Here is an 18,945-nt window from a genome sequence, read left to right on the forward strand (position 1 = left end):
GCGGGGTGAGTAATGTCGGGGCGAGGCGAAATAAAGGCCGTCAAATTAGGTTATTCGCTCAGCAAAGCGTTTGTCCCCATTGGTCACGCGTAATTGCGCGCTGTATGTGGCGTCCGATAAGGTTTCATAATTCAATAGGAATACGTGTTGTGCGTCGCATTCAGCGGCGAACGACTGTTGCATGACAGTCACATGAAGAGGAATATTTTATCGGTCCGCCTCGGGAGTTCTCGAGGCGCCTCCAAGCGGTTCGCGACAGGCCCCGCATGCCCTTGATTTGCCTGCGGTCGGCCGCATCTAGCCGCTTCTGGCGAAGTGGCGGCGTGAGATGCGCGCCTTGCGCGCCTCTCCCTGCCGCCCTTTGAGCCAAGGAGGCGCAGATGACAGTTCAAAAATTGAAGGCCGTCGTCGCGGCGACCGCGCTGGCGGCGGCGCTGGTGGCGGAGCCGGGCGTGGCGGGAGCGCAAACCAGCGCGGGTGGCGCGGCGATCGGCGGGGGCGGCGGCTTCCGCGGCGGCGGTTTCGGCGGGGGCGGCGGCTTTGGCGGCGGCGGCTTTGGCGGGGGATTTAGCGGGGGCGGCTTTGGCGGCGGCTTTCGAGGCGGCGGCCTGGGCGCGGGCGGCTTTGGCGGCTTCCGCGGCGGCATTGCGCCGATGGGCGGCTTCCGCACGGCCTGGGGCGGCTGGGGCGGCCGGCCATGGGGCGGCTGGGGTGGCCGGCCATGGGGCGGCGGCTGGGCTCATCGCCCCCTGGCTTGGGGCGGCGGTTGGGGCTGGCGTCGTCCGTGGGGCGGCTGGGGCTATCGCCGCATGGGCTGGGGCGGCGGCTGGGGCTGGCATCGTCCTTGGGGCGGCTGGGGTTATCGCCGCATCGGCTGGGGCGGCTGGGGATGGCATCGACCCTGGCGCCGCTATTGGGGCTGGGGCGGCTGGCCCTATGGCGCCGGCCTGCTCTACGGCGCCGCCTGGCCCTATTATGGCTACGGCTACGGAACTTGCTGGCGGCCGCGCGTGATCCGCACCTATTGGGGCTGGCGGCGCCGCTGGGTCAATGTTTGCGGACCTTGGGGTTATCCCAGTTGGGGCTGGGGAGGCTGGGGCGCGCCCGGCGGCCTGCTCGGCGTCGGGTTCGGCTCCGGCTGGGGCGGCGGCTGGGGCGGCGGCTGGTGGTGAGCCGCGGGCGCCCTCTCTCGATCGAGGGAGGGCGTCGTTTCGTCAGGCGGTCGCGGCGTGGGCGTGCACGTCGTGCCCGCCATTTCTCTTCATCACTTCGATAGCGGTGCGTTCCCTGGCCTCGTCCCAGGCGCGCGCCCAGAGCAGCATGCCGCCATGCTCCATCTGCGCCCTGACCCAGGTGGCCTCGGCGGAGCCGATGAGCTGGGCGAGCGTGGCGCCGATGAGTCCCCCGCCGCCGCCCAGCACCAGCGCCGCCGCAATCGCCGCGCCGAGCGCGCCGCCCGCCGCCAGCGCCATGCCGGCGCCGCCCACCGCGCCGATATAGAACAGCGCTCCAATTAGCCCGGCCTTGGCCTCGTTGCGGGCCTCGGGGTCGATATAGCTTCCGTGCGGCGCGCTCGGATTGCCGCCCAGCTCCTTTGCGGAAAGGCTCTCGTCGCCCAGCGCTTCCCGCATGACGGCCTGGGGCGCGAGCACGCTGATGGTCGTCTGGTCGAAACCGTCGGTGAGGAGATCGTCTATGGCCGACTGCATCTTATCCAGATTGTCAAAGACGCCGACGACTTCGCGCATCCGCCCGCGTTGTTCGGCGGTAAGGGGATTTTGCGTTTCCATGATTCGTGCTCCCACGAGCGCGGCGCGGCCAAAGCCGCTTGAGCCTATCGCGCTCTCGCTTTGTTAAAGGGAGCGGAAGGGGAGGGGCGGCAAGGCTGGGGCGGCGGAATTTGACGAACGTCCGAGCCTTGCGGCGCCGCTCGGCCGTCCACATGTGAGGAGCCTGCGAGCAGGGGCAAGGTTCGCTCAGCGGGGCCGCGAAGCGGTCCGCGACAGGATGAAGGCTGCTCATGACTCCGTTCGACGCCGTCATTTCCGCGCTCGCCTCAAACCAGATCCTCGCCGGCGGCGTCGGCACGCTGGCGTTCGGATCGGCGATGTATCTCCTTCGGGCCGCGCCCGAGAAGGCGCTCGAGCTCGTGGAGAAGACCGTCTGGACGAAGGTCTTCGTCGAGAGCATGTCCAACGAATATCCCGACATCGACGCCTTCATCGAAGGCAGGCGGCTCGACTTCTTCAGCCGCTCGCTGGAGGCGAAGGACGGAAGCCTCAAGACGGGCTTTGGCGGCGGCTGGGGCGTCTATGACGGAACGCTGTTCAAATATTCGAAGACGAAATCGGCGCAGCAGCTTACCCATTTCGAGACGATCACGATTTCCTTCCTCACGCGCGATCGCCGCGTGGTCGAGCGCTTCATGCGCGACTGCAAGCCCGAGGAGCACAGGAACTCCATCCATATTTCCATCTATGGCGCGGGCGGAAGCGACGGCGGCATGCGCCGGCGCAAGCGCGGGCTCGAGACGGTGTTCGTCGACCGGGCGATCAAGGATCGCCTCGTTTCGCGCTTGCGGTGGTTTCTCGGGGCGGAGGAGTGGCACGCCTCGCGCGGCATTCCGTGGAAGCTCGGCATCGTGCTCCACGGCCCGCCCGGCTCCGGCAAGACGAGCCTCATCCATGCGCTCGCCTCGGACTTCGACTTCAACATCAAATATATCAAGTCGCTGCACGGCCTCGGCGCGGCGTTCAAGTCGGGGAGGAAGAACGACCTCTTCGTGATCGAGGACATCGACACGATCGCCGCCGGCCTGAACCGCGACGGGACGCGGGAGGTCGCCATCGACGGCGGCGCGCTGCGCGGCTCGCCCCTGCATGAAATCCTGAACTCCATGGACGGCATGCAGACGCCGGACGGTCTGAAATTCATCGTGACGACGAACCATCTCGACCGGCTGGACCCGGCTATCGTGCGGCCGGGGCGGATAGACGAAGTGATCGAGGTGGGGCCGCTGTCGCTGGAGAGCGCGCGGGCGATGTTCCGGGCGTTTTATGGGCGCGAGGGGATTGGGGCCTACACGCCGCGCACGGGGGCGGAGTTGCAGCGGATGTTTTCGACGGTGAGCGCGGAGGAGGCGGAGGCGGAGTTGGGCCGGAAGGTTGTGGGGCGGGTGCGGGAGGTGGCGTGAGTCATCACTGGAGTCGGCCCCTCGCCCTTCGAGACGCCCGCTTCGCAGGCTCCTCAGGGTGAGGGGCCTTACGTGCGCGGGCGTATTTATGCAGAAGCCTCTTGCGGCGTCCGCAAGCAATCCTCATCCTGAGGAGCGCCCAAGGGCGCGTCTCGAAGGACGAGGATTGCGATGCTGGTGGATGGCGCAAGCGTTTACATCCTGCTTTGCGCCGATGGCAGTTACTATACCGGGCTGACGCGCAATGAGGTGGAGACCCGCGTCAGCGAGCATAATCTCGGGATCAACGCAAACTACACATCGAACCGTCGTCCAGTCATACTCGTCTGGTCTGAACATTTCGAGCGCCTGACGGATGCAATTGCGATGGAGCGCCAACTCAAGGGTTGGAGCCGTGCGAAAAAGGCCGCGTTGATTAGCGGAGACCACGGCGCGTTGCCAACGCTCGCCGCGCGTCGGAACAAGAAGAACGGCGCGCCTTCCGGCTAATGATCCCGGCCCCTCGTCCTTCGAGATGCGCGCTGCGCGCGCTCCTCAGGATGAGGGGCCTAGATTGCCATTGCCGCTACTCTCAAGGCGCCAGCGCTTTGCAGAAACAACAAGCAATCCTCATCCTGAGGAGCGGCCATAGGGCGCGTCTCGAAGGACGAGGATTGCGTCGGCGTTTGTCCGATGTAGCGCCGCGCGTCGGAATGGCCGGGGGGCGTCCGGCCATCCACGCAACGGAATTCACTTGTCCCAGTTTTCAGGTGACTTTGTCGTATCGCGCCCGTCCGGCTCCTTTGCGATACCTTTGAAGGGCCCGGAGGTCTGTTTTACTTCCATAAGCCGTCCATCGTGCTCATTGCGCTTCTGCCAATGACCGTCGGGGCGTTCGAATTGCGTCCGGCCGGTCACTGCGCCTCGGCGGAAATCATCTCCAGTGTTTTTTGCCATCATGGGCCTCTGTGGTTAGTTGCTTTCGGTAATGGTGCTACAAGTCTCGCACTTCAGAACTGTTCCGCTGCGCGCGAGTGTGAAACAGCCACACTCCGGACACGCTTTACAGACATAACGCTTTTCGGATTTAAGAGCGCCAATCTGCCTTACAACGACTTGATGTTCGACGTTGCAAGCGAGCGCTATGGCGCAGACGTCAAATCGGTAGCCAAAAAGAAATTTTATCGGCAGGAGCAAATGGTCTGCAAAGGTATCGGCTTGCCACTCCGCTCGCTCTTCTTTGGGCCAACCGGTTAGCCGTTTTGCATCCGCTTCAGAAAATGCCTTGGCGTTATGATCATGCTCGACCATGTGGCCGATTTCATGCGCAAGAATAAAGCGCGCCCGCGGGTCGCCGTATTTTGTTGCGGCCTCTAGAACCTCCTCATGCACAAATAGTCGCAAAGACGGTTTGAATTTCACGCGTGCCGGCGGAACTCCCGATGCATTGAATGGAACTACTTTCAACAGCCCTTTGCGCGGCAGTTCGGTTTGTTCAAAAAATTTAATCGCGAGGAGTGGATCGAACTCTACTGCATGATCCGCTCCAACTAGACGACGCACGCGCTCGGCGTCGGCAGCAAGCTGTGACGAATTGCGTTCATCAACGTGGTAGTCTGACGGGTTGGCAGCCATGGAGCTAGGCGCCTCCTAATCAAGAACACCCAGTGGTTCCTCCACAAGTGTCGCACTTGAGGCACGTGCCGTTTCTCACGAGCGTGAAGTTACCGCATTCTGGGCAAGCCTCTCCGACATACCCTTTCATCCGAGCTTGATCTCTCCGGGCGCTCAACGAGGGCTTGCTCCATTCGATCCCTTTCGAAAAAGCTAAGCCGCCAGTTGTCGGGTCATCGTCATCGGACCCAGCAGGCGTCTCCTCCACCACTTCCGGCGTCTCGCGCAAAGCGACGGCGCCGCCATGCACGACCATCAGCTTGTCGGTCTTGGAACGTAAGAGGCCGCGCGAGACGATGGCGTTGGCTCCGGGCGATTTGCCTTCATGCTCGCCCTTGCCGAGCACGTCATGGCCGATGTCGTCGGGCGAGACATGGGCGAGGTCGTTGCGGCCGAGATAGGAGACGGCGAGCTCGCGGAACACATAATCGAGGATCGACGTCGCGTTCTTGATCGCGTCATTGCCCTGCACCGGGCCCGCGGGCTCGAAGCGGGTGAAGGTGAAGGCGTCGACATATTCCTCGAGCGGCACGCCATATTGCAGGCCGAGCGAGATGGCGATGGCGAAATTGTTCATCAATGAGCGGAAGGCCGCGCCTTCCTTGTGCATGTCGATGAAGATCTCGCCCAGCCGACCGTCGGCGTATTCGCCGGTGCGCAGATAGACCTTATGGCCGCCGACGGCCGCTTTTTGCGTATAGCCCTTGCGGCGATCGGGAAGCTTCTCGCGCTCGCGCACCAGCTGATGAATGACGCGCTCGACGATGCGCTCGGCGACATGCGCGGCGCGGGCCGGCATGTTTTGCGCGACGACTTCCTCCACCGCTTCCGCGGCGTCGATGTCGTCATCGCCCTGGATGAGCTGCGCCGACAGCGGCTGCGAGAGCTTGGAGCCGTCGCGATAGAGCGCATTCGCTTTGAGACCGAGGCGCCAGGACAGCAGATAGGCCTGCTCGCAATCCTCGACCGTGGCGTCATTCGGCATGTTGATGGTCTTGGAGATCGCGCCCGAGATGAAGGGCTGCGCCGCCGCCATCATGCGGATATGCGACTCGACCGAAAGATAGCGCTTGCCCGTGCGGCCGCAGGGATTGGCGCAGTCGAAGACTGCGTAGTGCTCGCCCTTGAGGAAGGGCGCGCCTTCCAGCGTCATCGCGCCGCAGGCGTGAACATTCGCCGCCTCGATCTCCTGCCTGGAGAAGCCGAGATGCGTCAGCAGGTCAAAGTTCTTGTCCTCGAGCTGCTCGGGGCTGACCTTCAGCGCGCCGGTCAGGAAATCCGCGCCCAGCGTCCATTTGTTGAAGACGAATTTGATATCGAAGGCGGAAGGCAGCGCGGCTTCCACCGCCGCGAGCTTATCGTCAGTGAAGCCCTTCGCGCGCAGCGACGCGGTGTTGATCGCCGGCGCATTGGCGAGCGAGGCGTGGCCGACGGCATAGGCCTCCATCTCGGCGATCTCGCTCTCGCGATAGCCGAGCGCGCGCAGGCCCTCCGGCACGGCGCGGTTGACGATCTTGAGATAGCCGCCGCCCGCGAGCTTCTTGAACTTGACGAGCGCGAAGTCGGGCTCGATGCCGGTCGTGTCGCAATCCATCACGAGGCCGATCGTGCCCGTGGGCGCGACGACCGTGACCTGCGCGTTGCGATAGCCGTAAAGCTCGCCCTGCGCCAGCGCCTTATCCCAGGCCAGCGCGGCGCGCTCCATGAGGTTCGCATCGGGGCAGGCGACATAATCGAGCGGCACGGGCGTCGTGTGCAGATTCTCATAACCCGCGCGCTCGCCATGCGCGGCGCGGCGATGGTTGCGGATGACGCGCAGCATCGCTTCGCGGTTCTCCATGAAGCGCGCGAAGGGGCCGCGTTCCTTCGCCATCTCGGCGGAGGTCGCGTAGCACACGCCCGTCATGATGGCGGAGAGGGCGCCGGCGATGGCGCGGCCCGCCTCGCTGTCATAGGCGACGCCGGACGACATCAGCAGGCCGCCGACATTGGCGAAGCCCAGTCCCAGCGTGCGGTAGTCATAGGAAAGCTGCGCGATCTCCTTCGAGGGGAACTGCGCCATCAGCACCGAGATTTCGAGCACGACGGTCCATAGCCGCACGGCGTGCTCGTAGGAATCGACGTCGAACCCCCACCCTGACCCTCCCCCTTGCAGGGGGAGGGAACTGGCGGCGCCCTTGCTCCCTCCCCCTGCAAGGGGGAGGGCTGGGGTGGGGGTCCTCCCTGCAAGGGAGAGGGAGGGGGTCTTGAACTGCAGCAGGTTCAGCGAGGCAAGGTTACAGGCCGTGTCGTCCAGGAACATATATTCCGAGCACGGATTGGAGGCGCGGATTTCGCCGCCCGCCGGGCAAGTATGCCAGTCGTTGATCGTCGTGTGGAACTGGATGCCTGGATCGGCCGACGCCCAGGCGGCGTAACCGATCTTGTCCCAGAGATCACGGGCCTTGACCGTCTTCGAGACCTTGCCGTCGAGGCGCCTGGTGAGATTCCATTCGCCGTCATTCTCGACAGCGTTCAGGAAGTCGTCGGTCACGCGCACGGAATTGTTCGAGTTCTGGCCCGAGACGGTGAGATAGGCCTCGCTGTCCCAATCCGTGTCGTAAGTGTCGAACTCGATGTCTTTGTATCCCTGCCGGGCGAACTGGACGACGCGCTTGATGAGATTGTCGGAGACCTCGTCCCTGCGCGCGAGCTTGATTTCGCGCTTCAGAGCCGGGTTCTTTTCGGGGTTGAAGCAATCGTCGCCCGAGCCCTCGCAGTTTACGCAGGCGCGCAGGATCGCCTTCAAATGCTTCTTGACGATCTTCGAGCCGGCGACGAGCGAGGCGACCTTCTCCTCCTCCTTCACCTTCCAGCCGATGAAGGCCTCGATATCGGGATGGTCGATGTCGACCACGACCATCTTGGCCGCGCGGCGCGTGGTGCCGCCCGACTTGATCGCGCCCGCCGCGCGGTCGCCGATCTTGAGGAAGGACATCAGGCCCGAGGACGAGCCGCCGCCCGAGAGCTTCTCCTTCTCGCCGCGCAGCTTCGAGAAGTTGGTGCCGGTGCCGGAGCCGTATTTGAACAGGCGCGCCTCACGCACCCACAGATCCATGATGCCGCCGTCATTGACGAGGTCGTCCTCGATCGACTGGATGAAGCAGGCGTGCGGCTGCGGATGCTCGTAGGAGGACTTGGACTTCACCATCTTGCCATTGGCGAAGTCGACATAGAAATGCCCCTGGCTCGGCCCGTCGATTCCATAGGCCCAGTGCAGGCCGGTGTTGAACCATTGCGGCGAATTGGGCGCCGCCATCTGCATGGCGAGCATGTAGCGCAATTCGTCGCTGAAGGCCTGGGCGTCCTCCTCCGTGTCGAAATAGCCGCCCTTCCAGCCCCAATAGGCCCAGGCGCCGGCGAGGCGGTCGAAGACCTGCCTGGCGGAGATTTCGGAGCCATAGCGCTGATCCTTCGGCAGGGCCGAAAGCGCTTCCGAATCCGCGACCGAACGCCACAGGAAGGAGGGGATCGAATTCTCCTCCACCTTTTTCAGCCGCGCGGGGACGCCGGCCTTGCGGAAATATTTCTGCGCCAGAACGTCACAGGCGACCTGGCTCCATTGGGCCGGGACCTCGATATTGTCGAGCGAGAACACGACGGATCCGTCGGGATTGCGGATCTCGCTCCTGGCCGTGCGAAACTCGATCGACGCGTAAGGAGACTCGCCCGCCTGGGTGTGTCGCCGCTCGATTTTCATGCCCGTCAATCTCCTTTAGGCGCGAGCAAGGGCTCGCGCGCGGCCGTTCGCCGGCCAAACGACGCAGATGTTCGCCAATCTGGACTCGAAAGAGGCGCGCCCGCCACCCCCGGCCGAATCGGCCGCCGGGTCGGAACGCCGGATACGAGGATTACGCCCAAGCAAAATGACGCCTCTGGCCGGCTGGCGCCGGAGACAGGCCGACATTGGAGAGAATGTCCGCCGCCGCGTCATGATCTTGTGCCTCCACACTGCGCGAGTCTGAAGAGATCGTCAAGATATTGTGTTAGAAATTAACAGTCAGACAATATGTGGAGAAAATAGTGGATTCCGGGGACAAATCCAGCAGCGAAGCCCGGAAAGGCTCGACCAAAAGGCGGGATTTGACAAGGGGGCTTTTCGGGCGGGCGCCTATTTGCAGTTCGCCTCCGGGACGGGCTGGAGGAGGAAGGCGCGATTCTCCGCGTTTTCCGGGCTGAGATACAGAAAGGAGCCGCGATCCGTCGGGCCGGGAAGCTCCAGCCGCTCCCGCACGGTGAGCAGCAGCCCTTCCGGCTTTTGCGCGAGCTCGAAGGAGCCGGAGTCGGTCATGGAGAGCCGGCAGTCGCGCACGCCGTCCGCCTTGGTCCGGCACAGGCGCGTCTCCTCGGCCGAAAGCGCGGCGTTGCAGACGAGGCCCAGACGCTCCCAATAGCAGGCGCCGATCGTGCTGAACGTCGTTTTCCCCGACCATGTCGCGAGCATGGCGTCGGCGAGGATCGGCTGCTTCTCGCCCGGAGTCTGCGGCGCGGAGGTCTTGGTCACCGAAAGCGTCACGCGGCGCACGATCTGGCCCGGATGCGCCTTCAACCAAGCGGCGGCGTAGATGCGCTCGTAACAGCCGGAAAGGGGGACAATTTCCTCCGCCTGCGCCGGCGGGGCAAAATGCGCAAGACCGGCCGCCGCCAACAAACCAATACGCGCGAAGACCATCGACGCCCCCTTGAGAATCGCGCGCAAAACTAGAGCTCGCGCCTGCGGATGTCACCGGCTGAGTCGTCACAAAAACTTTGTGGAATCATGATGAGACAATCCAGTTGACGCCGGAGAACTCACGCGGATGTGGACAAGCCACGCGGATATTGGCCGAACGATCGCCGCCTTGACCAACCTCCAGCCGCCGTCGCCCCGGAAAACAATGGTCGAGGAGACGCTCGGCCGCATGGGTTCGCTCGAAGCGCGCCTGGCGCGCGGCAAGGGCGAGATCCGCAAGGCGCAACGCCTGCGCTACGAGGTCTTCTACAAGGAAGGCGGCGCGATCCCGGACGCCAAGACCGCCTTCACGCGCCGCGACGCCGACAAATTCGACAAATATTGCGATCATCTGATCGTCATCGACCACGCCTGGAAGAACAAGCTCGGCAAGACGAAGCCGAAGATCGTCGGCGCCTATCGCCTGCTGCGCGGCGACATGGCGCAAAAGGCGGGCGGCTTCTATTCCGCGGGCGAATATGACATCGCCCCGCTGCTCGCCCGCCATTCCGGCAAGCGCATTCTCGAGCTCGGCCGCTCCTGCGTTCTGGAGTCGCATCGCAGCAAGCGCACGATCGAGCTCCTCTGGCGCGGGCTGCTCGCCTATATCCGCGCGCACAGGATCGACGTGATGATCGGCTGCGCGAGCTTCCCCGGCGTGAGCCCGCTCGCCCATGCGCAGGCGCTGAGCTATCTCGCGCATTACGCCGGCGCGCAGGGCGAGTGGAAGGTGAAGGCGAAGAGCGACCTTTACCTGCCCATGGCGATGATCTCCAAGGAAGCGCTCGACGCCAAGCAGGCGAAGGAGGCGCTTTCGCCGCTCATCAAGGGCTATCTGCGGCTCGGCGCGCGCTTCGGCGACGGCGCCGTGGTGGACATCAAGTTCAACACCACGGACGTCTTCGTCGTGATGCCCGTCGCCGAAATCGGCCAGCGCTATATCGATTATTTCAGCGGCGTCGAGCGCCACGCGGCGTAAGGGCCGGAAACAGCCAGCGCGGTCATTGGGCGGAGCGAAGCAATCGAGAGGCGGCCATAGCGGCTCTGGATTGCTTCGTCGCTTCGCTCCTCGCAATGACGGCCTGAGCAGCGTTCTTACCGAAGCCGGCCGCCCGCCGTCATTGCGAGCGCAGCGAAGCAATCCAGAGCCGCGTCGACGCCCCTGGATTGCTTCGTCGGCTTCGCCTTCTCGCAATGACGGCCTGAGAGCAGCGCCTCGCTCGCAATGGCGGGACGGCGTGGAGCGCGCGCCTCTGCGCCCTCCTTACCCCCGCAACTCCCGCAGCTTCGCCCGCACGCGACTCTCGGTCTCCGCCGCGAGCAGCTTGCGATTCTTGCCTTCTCTGTCGATCGCCTCTCCGAACGCGACATGACATTGCACGCCGTTCCGCTTCATCAGGCTCCACAGATGCGGCAGGAAGGTCATGTCGCCATACCAGCCCACATCGACCGGCCGCGCGCCGTCCGTATAGGCGATGGCGACGGGCGTGACAGCCGCTTCGCCGTCATAGTCGAGAATGGCGTCGAAATGGGCGGGCTTGAAGGCGAGCACGTCCGCGCCGTCGCTCGACGTGCCCTCGGGAAAGACCACGAGATCGCGGCCCTCGCGCAGCACGCCGCAAAGCGCGGCGTTGACCGCCGGAATATCCTTGCGCGAGCCGCGCGGCACGAAGACCGTGCCTTGCAGGCGCGCGAGAAAGCCCAGCGCCGGCCAGCTCGCGACCTCGCTTTTCGCGAGGAAGACGAGCGGATAGAGGCTCGCCAGCGCGATGATGTCCGTCCAGGACACGTGATTGGAGACGACGAAGCGCGGCGCCGCGGCGGGCAGGGCGCCGAGGGGCGTCACCTTAATGCCGATCGTCGCGCATATTGCGCGGCAGAAGCCCGTCTGTATCTTGTGCTGGACAGCCCAGCCGCGCCGCCGCGCGACGGCCTGAACGGGGACGAGAAGAACAAAGGCGGCCGTCATGGCGGCGACGAAGGCGACGGCGCGGAGATAAGGCATGACGGGCAAATGACGCCGCCATGAGACGGGCGTGTGACAGCTTCGCGCGGTCGCCTGCGCCGGAGCCACGCCGCCCTTGACGCCGCCGCTTCCGGCGCCCTTATGTGCGGGGCCGCCCGAGAAGCGGCCAAGGAGAGGTTCCCCAGGAGAAATTCCCATGTCCTTTGTGATTGCGCGCCGCGCTGTTGTCGTCGCCGCCCTGTCGCTCGTTTCCGCCGGGCTCGCCACGGCTCCGGCCATCGCGCACGGCCCCTCGCGCCAGAAGGTCGCCGAGAAGATCGAGATCAACGCGCCGGCCGACAAGGTGTGGGAAGTCGTCGGCAATTTTCAGGACATGAGCTGGCATCCGGCCATCGCCAAGACGGAAGGAACAGGCGGCAGCGACAAGGGCGCCAAGCGCAAATTGACGCTCAAGAACGGCGGAACCATCGAGGAATCGGTGGACGCCTACGACGCCGCCGGCAAGTCGATCAAATACAAGATCGACAATGTCGACGTGAAGGTTCTGCCGGTGAACAACTACACCTCCTCGATCACGGTCAAGGACGTCGGCGGCAAGAGCGAGGTCGAATGGAAGGGCGCCTTCTATCGCGGCTTCATGAACAACGACCCGCCGCCGGAACTCTCCGACGAAGCCGCCGTCAAGGCCGTCGCCGACATCTACAAGACCGGCCTCGCCGCGCTGAAGGCGAAGCTCGAAGGCAAGTAATCTCGGCGCAAGAGGGGCGCGGGGAGGATATTCAAATGCCCAGCCTGTCGCGCCGCGCCGCGCTCTTCGCGCTGGCGGCGCTCGCCCCTCTGGCGCCGGCGGCTGTCGCCGCCGACGCCGGGGTTCCTGTTCCGGGCCCGAATTCCTGGGCCGCGCATGGCGCGGCCCCGCTCAAATCCGTCGAGACGATCCTGATCGACGCGCCGCCCGAGAAAGTGTGGGGCGTGGTCGGCGACTTCGCCCATTATGACTGGCTGCCCGGCGTGTCGCGCGTCGAGGCGGCGGGTGGCGACGCGCCGGGTCAGGGCAGGCGCCGGCTGGTGATGGCCGATGGCGGCGTCATAGAGGAGACGCTCGTCAAATGGGACGCCCAGCGCATGACGCTCGCCTTTCATCGCGACCATGACGACGTGACGCGCCTGCCGGCCATCAATTACATGACGCATGTGACGGCGAAGCCCGCCGGCGACGGCAAGACGCTGGCCGAATGGAAGGGCCGCTTCTATCGCGGCCACCCCTTCAACAACCCGCCGCCGGGCCTCGACGACGACACGGCGCTCGCCGCGGTGACGACGCTGCATCGCGCCAATCTCGCGGCGCTGAAGGCGCGCGCAGAGAAGAAATAATTCCCTCTCCCCGCAAGCGGGAAGAGGGTCAGGGTGAGGGGCGAAGCGTCCGCGCGCCGCCGCGGATTTTGGCGACGGAAGATATTTCCTGCTTCCGGATAACGGCCTCGCCCCTCACCCCAGCCCTCTCCCCGCAAGCGGGGAGAGGGGGCTTGCGCGCGGGTTTCTGGATCGTCTCGGGGTTGCGGTCTCGGGCGCTGAAAGGGAATTAATTCCCTCTTCCCGCTTGCGGGGAGAGGGTCAGGGTGAGGGGCGAAGCGTCCGCGCGCCGCTGCGGACTTTCTCGATGGAGGATATTTCCTGCTTCCGGATAGTAGCCTCGCCCCTCACCCCAACCCTCTCCCCGCAAGCGGGGAGAGGGGGCTTGCGCGTCTTGTCGGCGTTCTCCTTGCCGTCATGATCACGCCCGCTCTCGCCGACGAAGCCTTCGTCACCGCCCAGGGCGCCGACGCGCTCGACATTATCGATGTAACGACCATGGCGCCGCTCGCGCGTCTCCCCATCGGCGGAAAGCCGGCGGGCGTCGCGGTGAGCCCCGATGGCGGGCGGGCCTATGTGACGAGCCCGGAGGGCGGGTTCCTCACCGTCATCGACGCCAAAGCGCGCAAGGTCGCGCGGCGGATCGACATTCGGGGCGGGCCGCTCGGCGTCGCCGCGTCGCCGGACGGCAGCCGCGTCTATGTGGCCGACCTCTACGGGCGCCGGCTCGTGGAGATTGACCCCGAAAAGGGCGAGACTCGCAGCGTCGCCGTCGGGGCGATGGCTTCGGGCGTCGCGGCGGCGCCGGACGGCAAAACCATTCTCGTCGCCGATCGCGACGACAACGCCCTGTCCGTCATCGACGCCGCCACATTCGAGCGCGTCGCGACGATTCCCGTCGGCCGGCACCCTTTCGGCATCGCGATCGACGCCGCCGGCGCCCGCGCCTATGCGGCCGACGTCGAATCGGACGAGGTCAGCGTCATCGACATCGCCGCCCGCAAGGTCGTGGCGACGCTCAAGACGGAAAGCCGGCCCTACGCCGTCGCGCTCGCGGCCGGCCGGATTTTCGTCGCCAATCAGCACGCCGACAGCGTCAGCGTCTTCGACGCCGCGACGCTCGCGCCCGTCGGGGCGGTCAAGGTCGGCGAATATCCGGAAGGGATCGCGGCGAGCCGCGACGGAAGGCGGGTTTACGTCGCCAATTGGTTCTCCAACGAGCTTTGGGCGATCGACGCCGGCACGCTGCAAGTCGTCGGCAAAGCCGAGACAGGCGACGGACCGCGGGCCTTCGGCGCCTTCCTGCGGTCCGCAGAGTAGCGCGCGCGGAGCAGGCCGAGATTATTGCGCGATATGTTCCGGGCGGACGCCAACGCCTAGCAGCCGCGCCGGGAGGCGCCGCAGGAACGGGATGGCGTCGAAGAGCCGCAACGCCAGCGGCGGCTCGAACGGCTTGTCGGGATCAAGCGCGTTGGTGATGATTTGCTTTTGCACGGCGAGCTGAAGGCGCTGCGTGACCTTGGCGGGGAACTCCCGGCGCCGTTGAAGGGCCGCGAGATCCGCGTCTTGCAGCGTTCCGGCGCGCAGTTTCGCCCCGAGCAGATTGGCGGTCGCGACGGCGTCCTGCACCGCGAGGTTCACGCCGACGCCGCCGACGGGCGACATGGCGTGGGCCGCGTCGCCGATGCAGAGCAATCCGGGCCGGCTCCATTTTTTCAGCCGATTGACCTGCACGCTCAGCAGATTGACCTTGCTCCACTCGTCGATCGCCCCGACGCGGTCGGCCAGAAAGGGGAGGGCGTCCGCCAGATCGGCTTGAAAGGCATCGAGACCCTTGCCGCGCATGGCGTCCGCGCCGCCCTTGGGAATGAGCCAGCCGCATTGCCAATAATCGCCGCGATCGATCATCACGATCATGCGCCCCGACGCGACGCGTCCGAAGCTTTGGTCCGGATCCTCCGCCTTGCGCGGCATTTTGAACCAGAACACGTCCATGGGCGCGCCATAGTCCGCGACCTCGAGCCGGGCTTCGGCGCGCAATGTCGATCCGCGCCCGTCCGCGGCGATCACGAGATCGGCGCCGATCTCGATCAAACCCTCGGGGGACCTTGCCGCGACGCCGGCGACGCGCTCTCCCTCCCAAAGGAGCCGATCGCCGGCGGTCGTCATCATCAGGCGGAAGTTCGGCAGCTTGCCGGCGTGGCCGGCGATGAAGTTGAGAAAATCCCATTGCGGCATGAGCGCGATGAAATTGCAGGGCTCGGGCAGGCTCCTGAAATCCGCGAAGGCGTATTTGCGGTCGCCGATCCACGCCCCGATTTCATAGGCCTTCTGGTGCGGGAGGCGCAGGAACTCGTCGAGAAGCCCAAGCTCCCGCATGATCCGAAGGGTCGAGGGATGGATCGTGTCGCCCCGAAAATCGCGCAGGAAATCGGCGTGTTTTTCCAGCACGACGACCTTTACGCCCGCGCGCGCGAGCAGGAAGCCCGCCATCAGGCCGGCCGGACCGCCGCCGACGACGCAGCATTGGCGTTGGATGCGGGAGGTTTCAGCCATGGCCAGCCCTTTCATTGTGGCGCGCTTTTCTCGGTCGATCGGATGGAGGGGTCGGGAAACGGCCTCGGAAACGCTGGACACGGGCTCCCGCCAACGCCATAAGAGGCGCAATCTGACGAGACGCTGGAGCCGGCATGTCCATCATCATCCGATTCTTCACCTGGTGGAACAAGGCGACCCTCTCCACGAGCCTGTGGACGACTCTCTATGGCGAACGCGTGGGGACGGACGAGTTCGGCAATGTCTATTACCGCCGTCGCGGCGGCAAGAAGGACAAGGCGCTGGGATTCGAACGCCGCTGGGTGATCTTCAACGGCTATTGCGAGGGCTCGGCGATCCCGCAAGGCTGGTACGGCTGGCTTCACCACACGGTCGACACGCCGCCGACCAAGGAAAATTACACGCGCAGGGAATGGGAGCTGCCGCACCAGCCGAACATGACCGGCACGCCGCTCGCCTATCGCCCGCCGGGATCGCAGCTTTCGACCGGCGAACGCACGCCGGCGGGCGGCGATTATGTGGCGTGGCGGCCGGAGGGCTGATCCGGCTCTTTCCACGGAAACGCCTTTCTTGCCTGTTTATGTTGCTTCAGCGTTTTCCTCTGGCCGCCCTGGCGCGGCGCGGTGACTCGATGACCTTATTCCTTCGTTACGGAATGGCGCTCGGCGCTTTCGCGGCCGCTCTCTACGGCGTGGCCGCCGCCGAGCCGATCCGCCATCCGACGGCGATCTTCGCCGGGCTCGACAAGACGACCGGCCGCATCATTAATTTCGACGTGGCGATCGACGAGACCGTGCAGTTCGGCTCGCTGAACGTGACGCCGCGCGTCTGCAACACCCGCCCGCAGACCGAGGCTCCGCAGACGACAAGCTTCGTCGAGGTCGACGAGATCGTGGTGAAGCAGGAGCGCCAGGCCAGGCTCGAGCTGAAGGAAGCCAAGGCCGACGCCAAGCCGGACCTCAAGCAGGAGGCGAAGCGCATCTTCTCCGGCTGGATGTTCGCCGCGAGCCCGGGCCTCCACGGCGTGGAGCACCCGGTCTATGACGTTTGGCTCGTGGACTGCAAGGGCGGCAAGGAGAATGCGCCGCCGCCCGTCGCCGCCGCCGAAACCCCTGCGGCCCCGGCCGACGCATCCGCCGCGCCCGCGCCGGAGCCGGGCAAGAAGAAGAAATCCCGCAAGGTTGAGCCCAAGGCTCCGACGCCGGTCGAGAACGCCCCGATCGGCCCCGCCGACGCCGCGCCGCCGCAACCCGCGCTGGACGCCGCCCCGGCGGCCGACGGAGGGGCCGTGGGCGAAGCTCCGGCGCAGCCCGCGCCGCCGAAGAAAAAGAAAAGGAAGCCCGCGGCGAACGCGCCGGCGGCGACGCCCGTCGAGCCGCCTCCCGGCGGCGGCCTGCTGCCCTTCTGATCGGAGCGAACCGAGACCATTCTTTCCGCGCGCCTCGTCATTGCGAGCGAAGCGAAGCAATCCAGGACTGCATTGACGCATTGGATTGCTTCGTTGGCTGCGCTCCTCGCAATTGCGAGCCGAAGGCGAAGTAATGCTGAGCGTCATCGCGGCCCTGGATTGCTTCGCTCCGCTCGCAATGACGCGTTTCTGTCGATCGCGACGCTCGTCTACCCCTCCGCATCCTCGGTCAGCTTCTTTCTGCGCCATACTTTCTTCGGATCGCGCCGCGGCCCTTCCACCAGCCGCACCACCATGCCCCAGAGCGTGCGCACGTCCTGCTGCGTCAGGCTCATGCGGTGGAACATGTTGCGCAGGTTGCGCGACATGACGGGCTTCTTGTCGAGCGGGCGGAAGAAACCGCGCTTGTCGAGCTCCTCCTCCAGAAAGTCGAAGAAGGCCATGGTCATCTCGCGCGTCGCGGGCGGCGAGCGCTCCTCGGTCTCATAGGGCAGGACGTCGCCATGGGCGGCGCGGAACCATTCATAGCCGACGAGCAGCACCGATTGGGCGAGATTGAGCGAGGCGTAGGCGGGATTGACCGGGAAGGTCAGGATCGCGTCGGCGAGCGCCACGTCGTCATTGTCGAGGCCGGTGCGCTCGGGGCCGAACAGAAAGCCGCGTTTCTCACCGGCCGCGACGCAGGCGGCCGTATCGGCCAGCGCCTTGGCGGGCGGAAAGACCGCCTTCATCTGCCCGCGCCCGCGCGCCGTGGCGGCGTAAACGAAATTGAGATCGGCGATCGCATCGCGCACGCTGTCATAGAGCTTCGCGCCCTCGAGCAGATGCGTCGCTCCGGCGGCCGCGGCATAGGCGCCCTTGCGATAGGCGCCCGTGCGCGGCCAGCCCTCGCGCGGGGAGACGAGCCGCAGGTCCGACAGGCCGAAATTGGCCATGGCGCGCGCGCACATGCCGATATTCACGGCGAGTTGCGGTCGCACCAGAATAATCGCCGGCCCGCCCGTGAGCGCCTGCTTCGTATGATCCGTTCCCGCTCCGACCAATTGCGCGTCCTCTGGCGAAGAAGTTGCTAATTAGGCGAAAAGCGGCGCGCGGGGGAAGGGGTCAGGCGCGCTCGCTTTTCGGGCACGGGCTAGGCGACCCGCGGCAGCCATTCGAGCCGGCGCGGGTGACAGCGTCGTGCGAGTAGAAGATTAATCTGAAGATTAATCTAAGGTAGCCGACAACCTTTTATTTGTGGAGGCGTCATATTAGTATATACAAAATTAATGCCGCCTGCCTGTGTAAATATCAAGAAAAATGAGGAGTTATTAGATTTTCGTGTTTCCGGGAATGGGCCGTAAATCTCGCCCTCTTCAAATGATTGAAAATAAACTGAATCATTCTCTATCTCACAAACCGCCCTTAACGGCAAAACCCATTTCCAATGTTTTTGATCACTCTTAATGGCGGTATATATTCCACCAAAAGGTGGATATTCGTCTTTTTTTACATTAAATTCTTTTCTTGTCAAATCTATATCATGAAAACGTGCCTCTCCTGGGTCGTTTTTACATATATTGTTGCCGGCGGGCCTATCTTCCGTAGCTAAAGCGCAAAGACGACCGGGATTTTGCACCCAAAATATAATCGCGTGATCGGACCATATCTGTGTTGTGCGTGGGGAATGTATAGCAGGAGAGTTAGGTTTGCCTAATGCAGATTTATATCTTTCGTAAGCGCTCACGAATTTATAGAATACATCTATTTTTTCTCAGGTTTGGCTCTGGAATCTTCAGCCACTTTTGTCAAGGATAAATATCCATACCCGAGAGCTAAAGTTCCAATAATAAGAAATAAAAGCGGGCCTGCCGGCCATAGAGCAATCTTTGGTATGCGTTCTTTGATGAGGGTAGATTCTTTCGTCGCCGCAATTATAGCAAGCAAAACCGCGGTCACCCCCATTGAGGTATAGCCAATCCAGTCCCATGGACCCCAACTCGCCATATGCGAACCCCCATTTTCAAAGAACTGAAATCAGGAACAGTGCGCGAGTAGCAAATGCTACTCGTCTTCCAATAACCAAG

At 64.3% G+C, this 18,945-nt stretch carries 17 protein-coding genes; 9 read left to right on the plus strand and 8 right to left on the minus strand.

The window, feature by feature from the left end:
• The first annotated feature begins 380 nt into the window (after positions 1–380).
• Positions 381–1,172 (plus strand): hypothetical protein, encoded by a 792-nt coding sequence (locus tag ACV7JP_RS14375; protein WP_457796345.1) that lies wholly within the window; start codon positions 381–383, stop codon positions 1,170–1,172.
• A gap of 42 nt (positions 1,173–1,214) precedes the next feature.
• Here ACV7JP_RS14375 and ACV7JP_RS14380 read toward each other — a convergent pair whose 3' ends face one another.
• Complete coding sequence (locus ACV7JP_RS14380) at positions 1,215–1,790, minus strand: hypothetical protein (RefSeq protein ID WP_457796346.1); 576 nt, start codon at positions 1,788–1,790, stop codon at positions 1,215–1,217.
• 230 nt (positions 1,791–2,020) lie between these two features.
• Here ACV7JP_RS14380 and ACV7JP_RS14385 point away from each other — a divergent pair, with 230 nt between their 5' ends.
• Complete coding sequence (locus ACV7JP_RS14385; RefSeq protein WP_457796347.1) at positions 2,021–3,193, plus strand: AAA family ATPase; 1,173 nt, start codon at positions 2,021–2,023, stop codon at positions 3,191–3,193.
• A gap of 171 nt (positions 3,194–3,364) precedes the next feature.
• On the plus strand, positions 3,365–3,682 hold the full coding sequence (locus ACV7JP_RS14390; protein WP_457796348.1) for a GIY-YIG nuclease family protein: 318 nt from the start codon (positions 3,365–3,367) through the stop codon (positions 3,680–3,682).
• A 462-nt stretch (positions 3,683–4,144) separates the two neighbouring features.
• Here the strand turns inward: ACV7JP_RS14390 and ACV7JP_RS14395 are convergent, their stop codons facing one another.
• From ACV7JP_RS14395 to ACV7JP_RS14405, 3 genes are all read right to left on the minus strand, one after another.
• Entirely contained in the window at positions 4,145–4,807 is a 663-nt protein-coding gene (locus ACV7JP_RS14395; protein WP_457796349.1) for an ImmA/IrrE family metallo-endopeptidase, read from the minus strand.
• Positions 4,808–4,826: 19 nt separating this feature from the next.
• The gene (locus ACV7JP_RS14400) at positions 4,827–8,585 is read right to left on the minus strand and encodes an adenosylcobalamin-dependent ribonucleoside-diphosphate reductase (RefSeq protein ID WP_457796350.1); all 3,759 of its coding nucleotides are present in this window, start codon (positions 8,583–8,585) and stop codon (positions 4,827–4,829) included.
• A 411-nt stretch (positions 8,586–8,996) separates the two neighbouring features.
• Positions 8,997–9,557: a hypothetical protein gene (locus ACV7JP_RS14405; protein WP_457796351.1), complete on the minus strand. Its 561-nt coding sequence runs from the start codon at positions 9,555–9,557 to the stop codon at positions 8,997–8,999.
• 127 nt (positions 9,558–9,684) lie between these two features.
• Here ACV7JP_RS14405 and olsB point away from each other — a divergent pair, with 127 nt between their 5' ends.
• Positions 9,685–10,575, plus strand: coding sequence for a l-ornithine N(alpha)-acyltransferase (olsB, locus tag ACV7JP_RS14410; RefSeq protein ID WP_457796352.1), 891 nt, complete (start codon positions 9,685–9,687; stop codon positions 10,573–10,575).
• Between the two features lie 285 nt (positions 10,576–10,860).
• On the opposite strand, the gene ACV7JP_RS14415 is transcribed toward olsB, so the two are convergent.
• Positions 10,861–11,760, minus strand: a complete 900-nt coding sequence (locus ACV7JP_RS14415; RefSeq protein WP_457796353.1) for a lysophospholipid acyltransferase family protein — start codon at positions 11,758–11,760, stop codon at positions 10,861–10,863.
• Here ACV7JP_RS14415 and ACV7JP_RS14420 point away from each other — a divergent pair.
• The 3 genes from ACV7JP_RS14420 (at position 11,759) to ACV7JP_RS14430 (ending at position 14,235) form a co-directional block, all read left to right on the plus strand.
• Positions 11,759–12,310, plus strand: a complete 552-nt coding sequence (locus ACV7JP_RS14420) for an SRPBCC family protein (protein WP_457796354.1) — start codon at positions 11,759–11,761, stop codon at positions 12,308–12,310. The genes ACV7JP_RS14415 and ACV7JP_RS14420 overlap by 2 nt on opposite strands.
• A 35-nt stretch (positions 12,311–12,345) precedes the next feature.
• Positions 12,346–12,936 (plus strand): SRPBCC family protein, encoded by a 591-nt coding sequence (locus ACV7JP_RS14425; protein WP_457796355.1) that lies wholly within the window; start codon positions 12,346–12,348, stop codon positions 12,934–12,936.
• A gap of 396 nt (positions 12,937–13,332) precedes the next feature.
• Positions 13,333–14,235, plus strand: a complete 903-nt coding sequence (locus ACV7JP_RS14430) for a YVTN family beta-propeller repeat protein (protein WP_457796356.1) — start codon at positions 13,333–13,335, stop codon at positions 14,233–14,235.
• Between the two features lie 21 nt (positions 14,236–14,256).
• On the opposite strand, the gene ACV7JP_RS14435 is transcribed toward ACV7JP_RS14430, so the two are convergent.
• Positions 14,257–15,471 (minus strand): FAD-dependent oxidoreductase, encoded by a 1,215-nt coding sequence (locus ACV7JP_RS14435; RefSeq protein WP_457796357.1) that lies wholly within the window; start codon positions 15,469–15,471, stop codon positions 14,257–14,259.
• Between the two features lie 134 nt (positions 15,472–15,605).
• Here ACV7JP_RS14435 and ACV7JP_RS14440 point away from each other — a divergent pair, with 134 nt between their 5' ends.
• Together ACV7JP_RS14440 and ACV7JP_RS14445 are read left to right on the plus strand one after the other, a co-directional pair.
• Positions 15,606–16,013, plus strand: a complete 408-nt coding sequence (locus tag ACV7JP_RS14440; RefSeq protein ID WP_457796358.1) for an NADH:ubiquinone oxidoreductase subunit NDUFA12 — start codon at positions 15,606–15,608, stop codon at positions 16,011–16,013.
• A gap of 89 nt (positions 16,014–16,102) precedes the next feature.
• On the plus strand, positions 16,103–16,879 hold the full coding sequence (locus ACV7JP_RS14445; protein ID WP_457796359.1) for a DUF2155 domain-containing protein: 777 nt from the start codon (positions 16,103–16,105) through the stop codon (positions 16,877–16,879).
• 209 nt (positions 16,880–17,088) lie between these two features.
• Here the strand turns inward: ACV7JP_RS14445 and ACV7JP_RS14450 are convergent, their stop codons facing one another.
• Both ACV7JP_RS14450 and ACV7JP_RS14455 read right to left on the minus strand, forming a co-directional pair.
• The gene (locus tag ACV7JP_RS14450; RefSeq protein WP_457796360.1) at positions 17,089–17,922 is read right to left on the minus strand and encodes an RNA methyltransferase; all 834 of its coding nucleotides are present in this window, start codon (positions 17,920–17,922) and stop codon (positions 17,089–17,091) included.
• Positions 17,923–18,089: 167 nt separating this feature from the next.
• Positions 18,090–18,605 (minus strand): hypothetical protein, encoded by a 516-nt coding sequence (locus ACV7JP_RS14455; RefSeq protein ID WP_457796361.1) that lies wholly within the window; start codon positions 18,603–18,605, stop codon positions 18,090–18,092.
• Positions 18,606–18,945 lie beyond the last annotated feature (340 nt).

The organism is Methylocystis sp. S23, assembly GCF_054106005.1.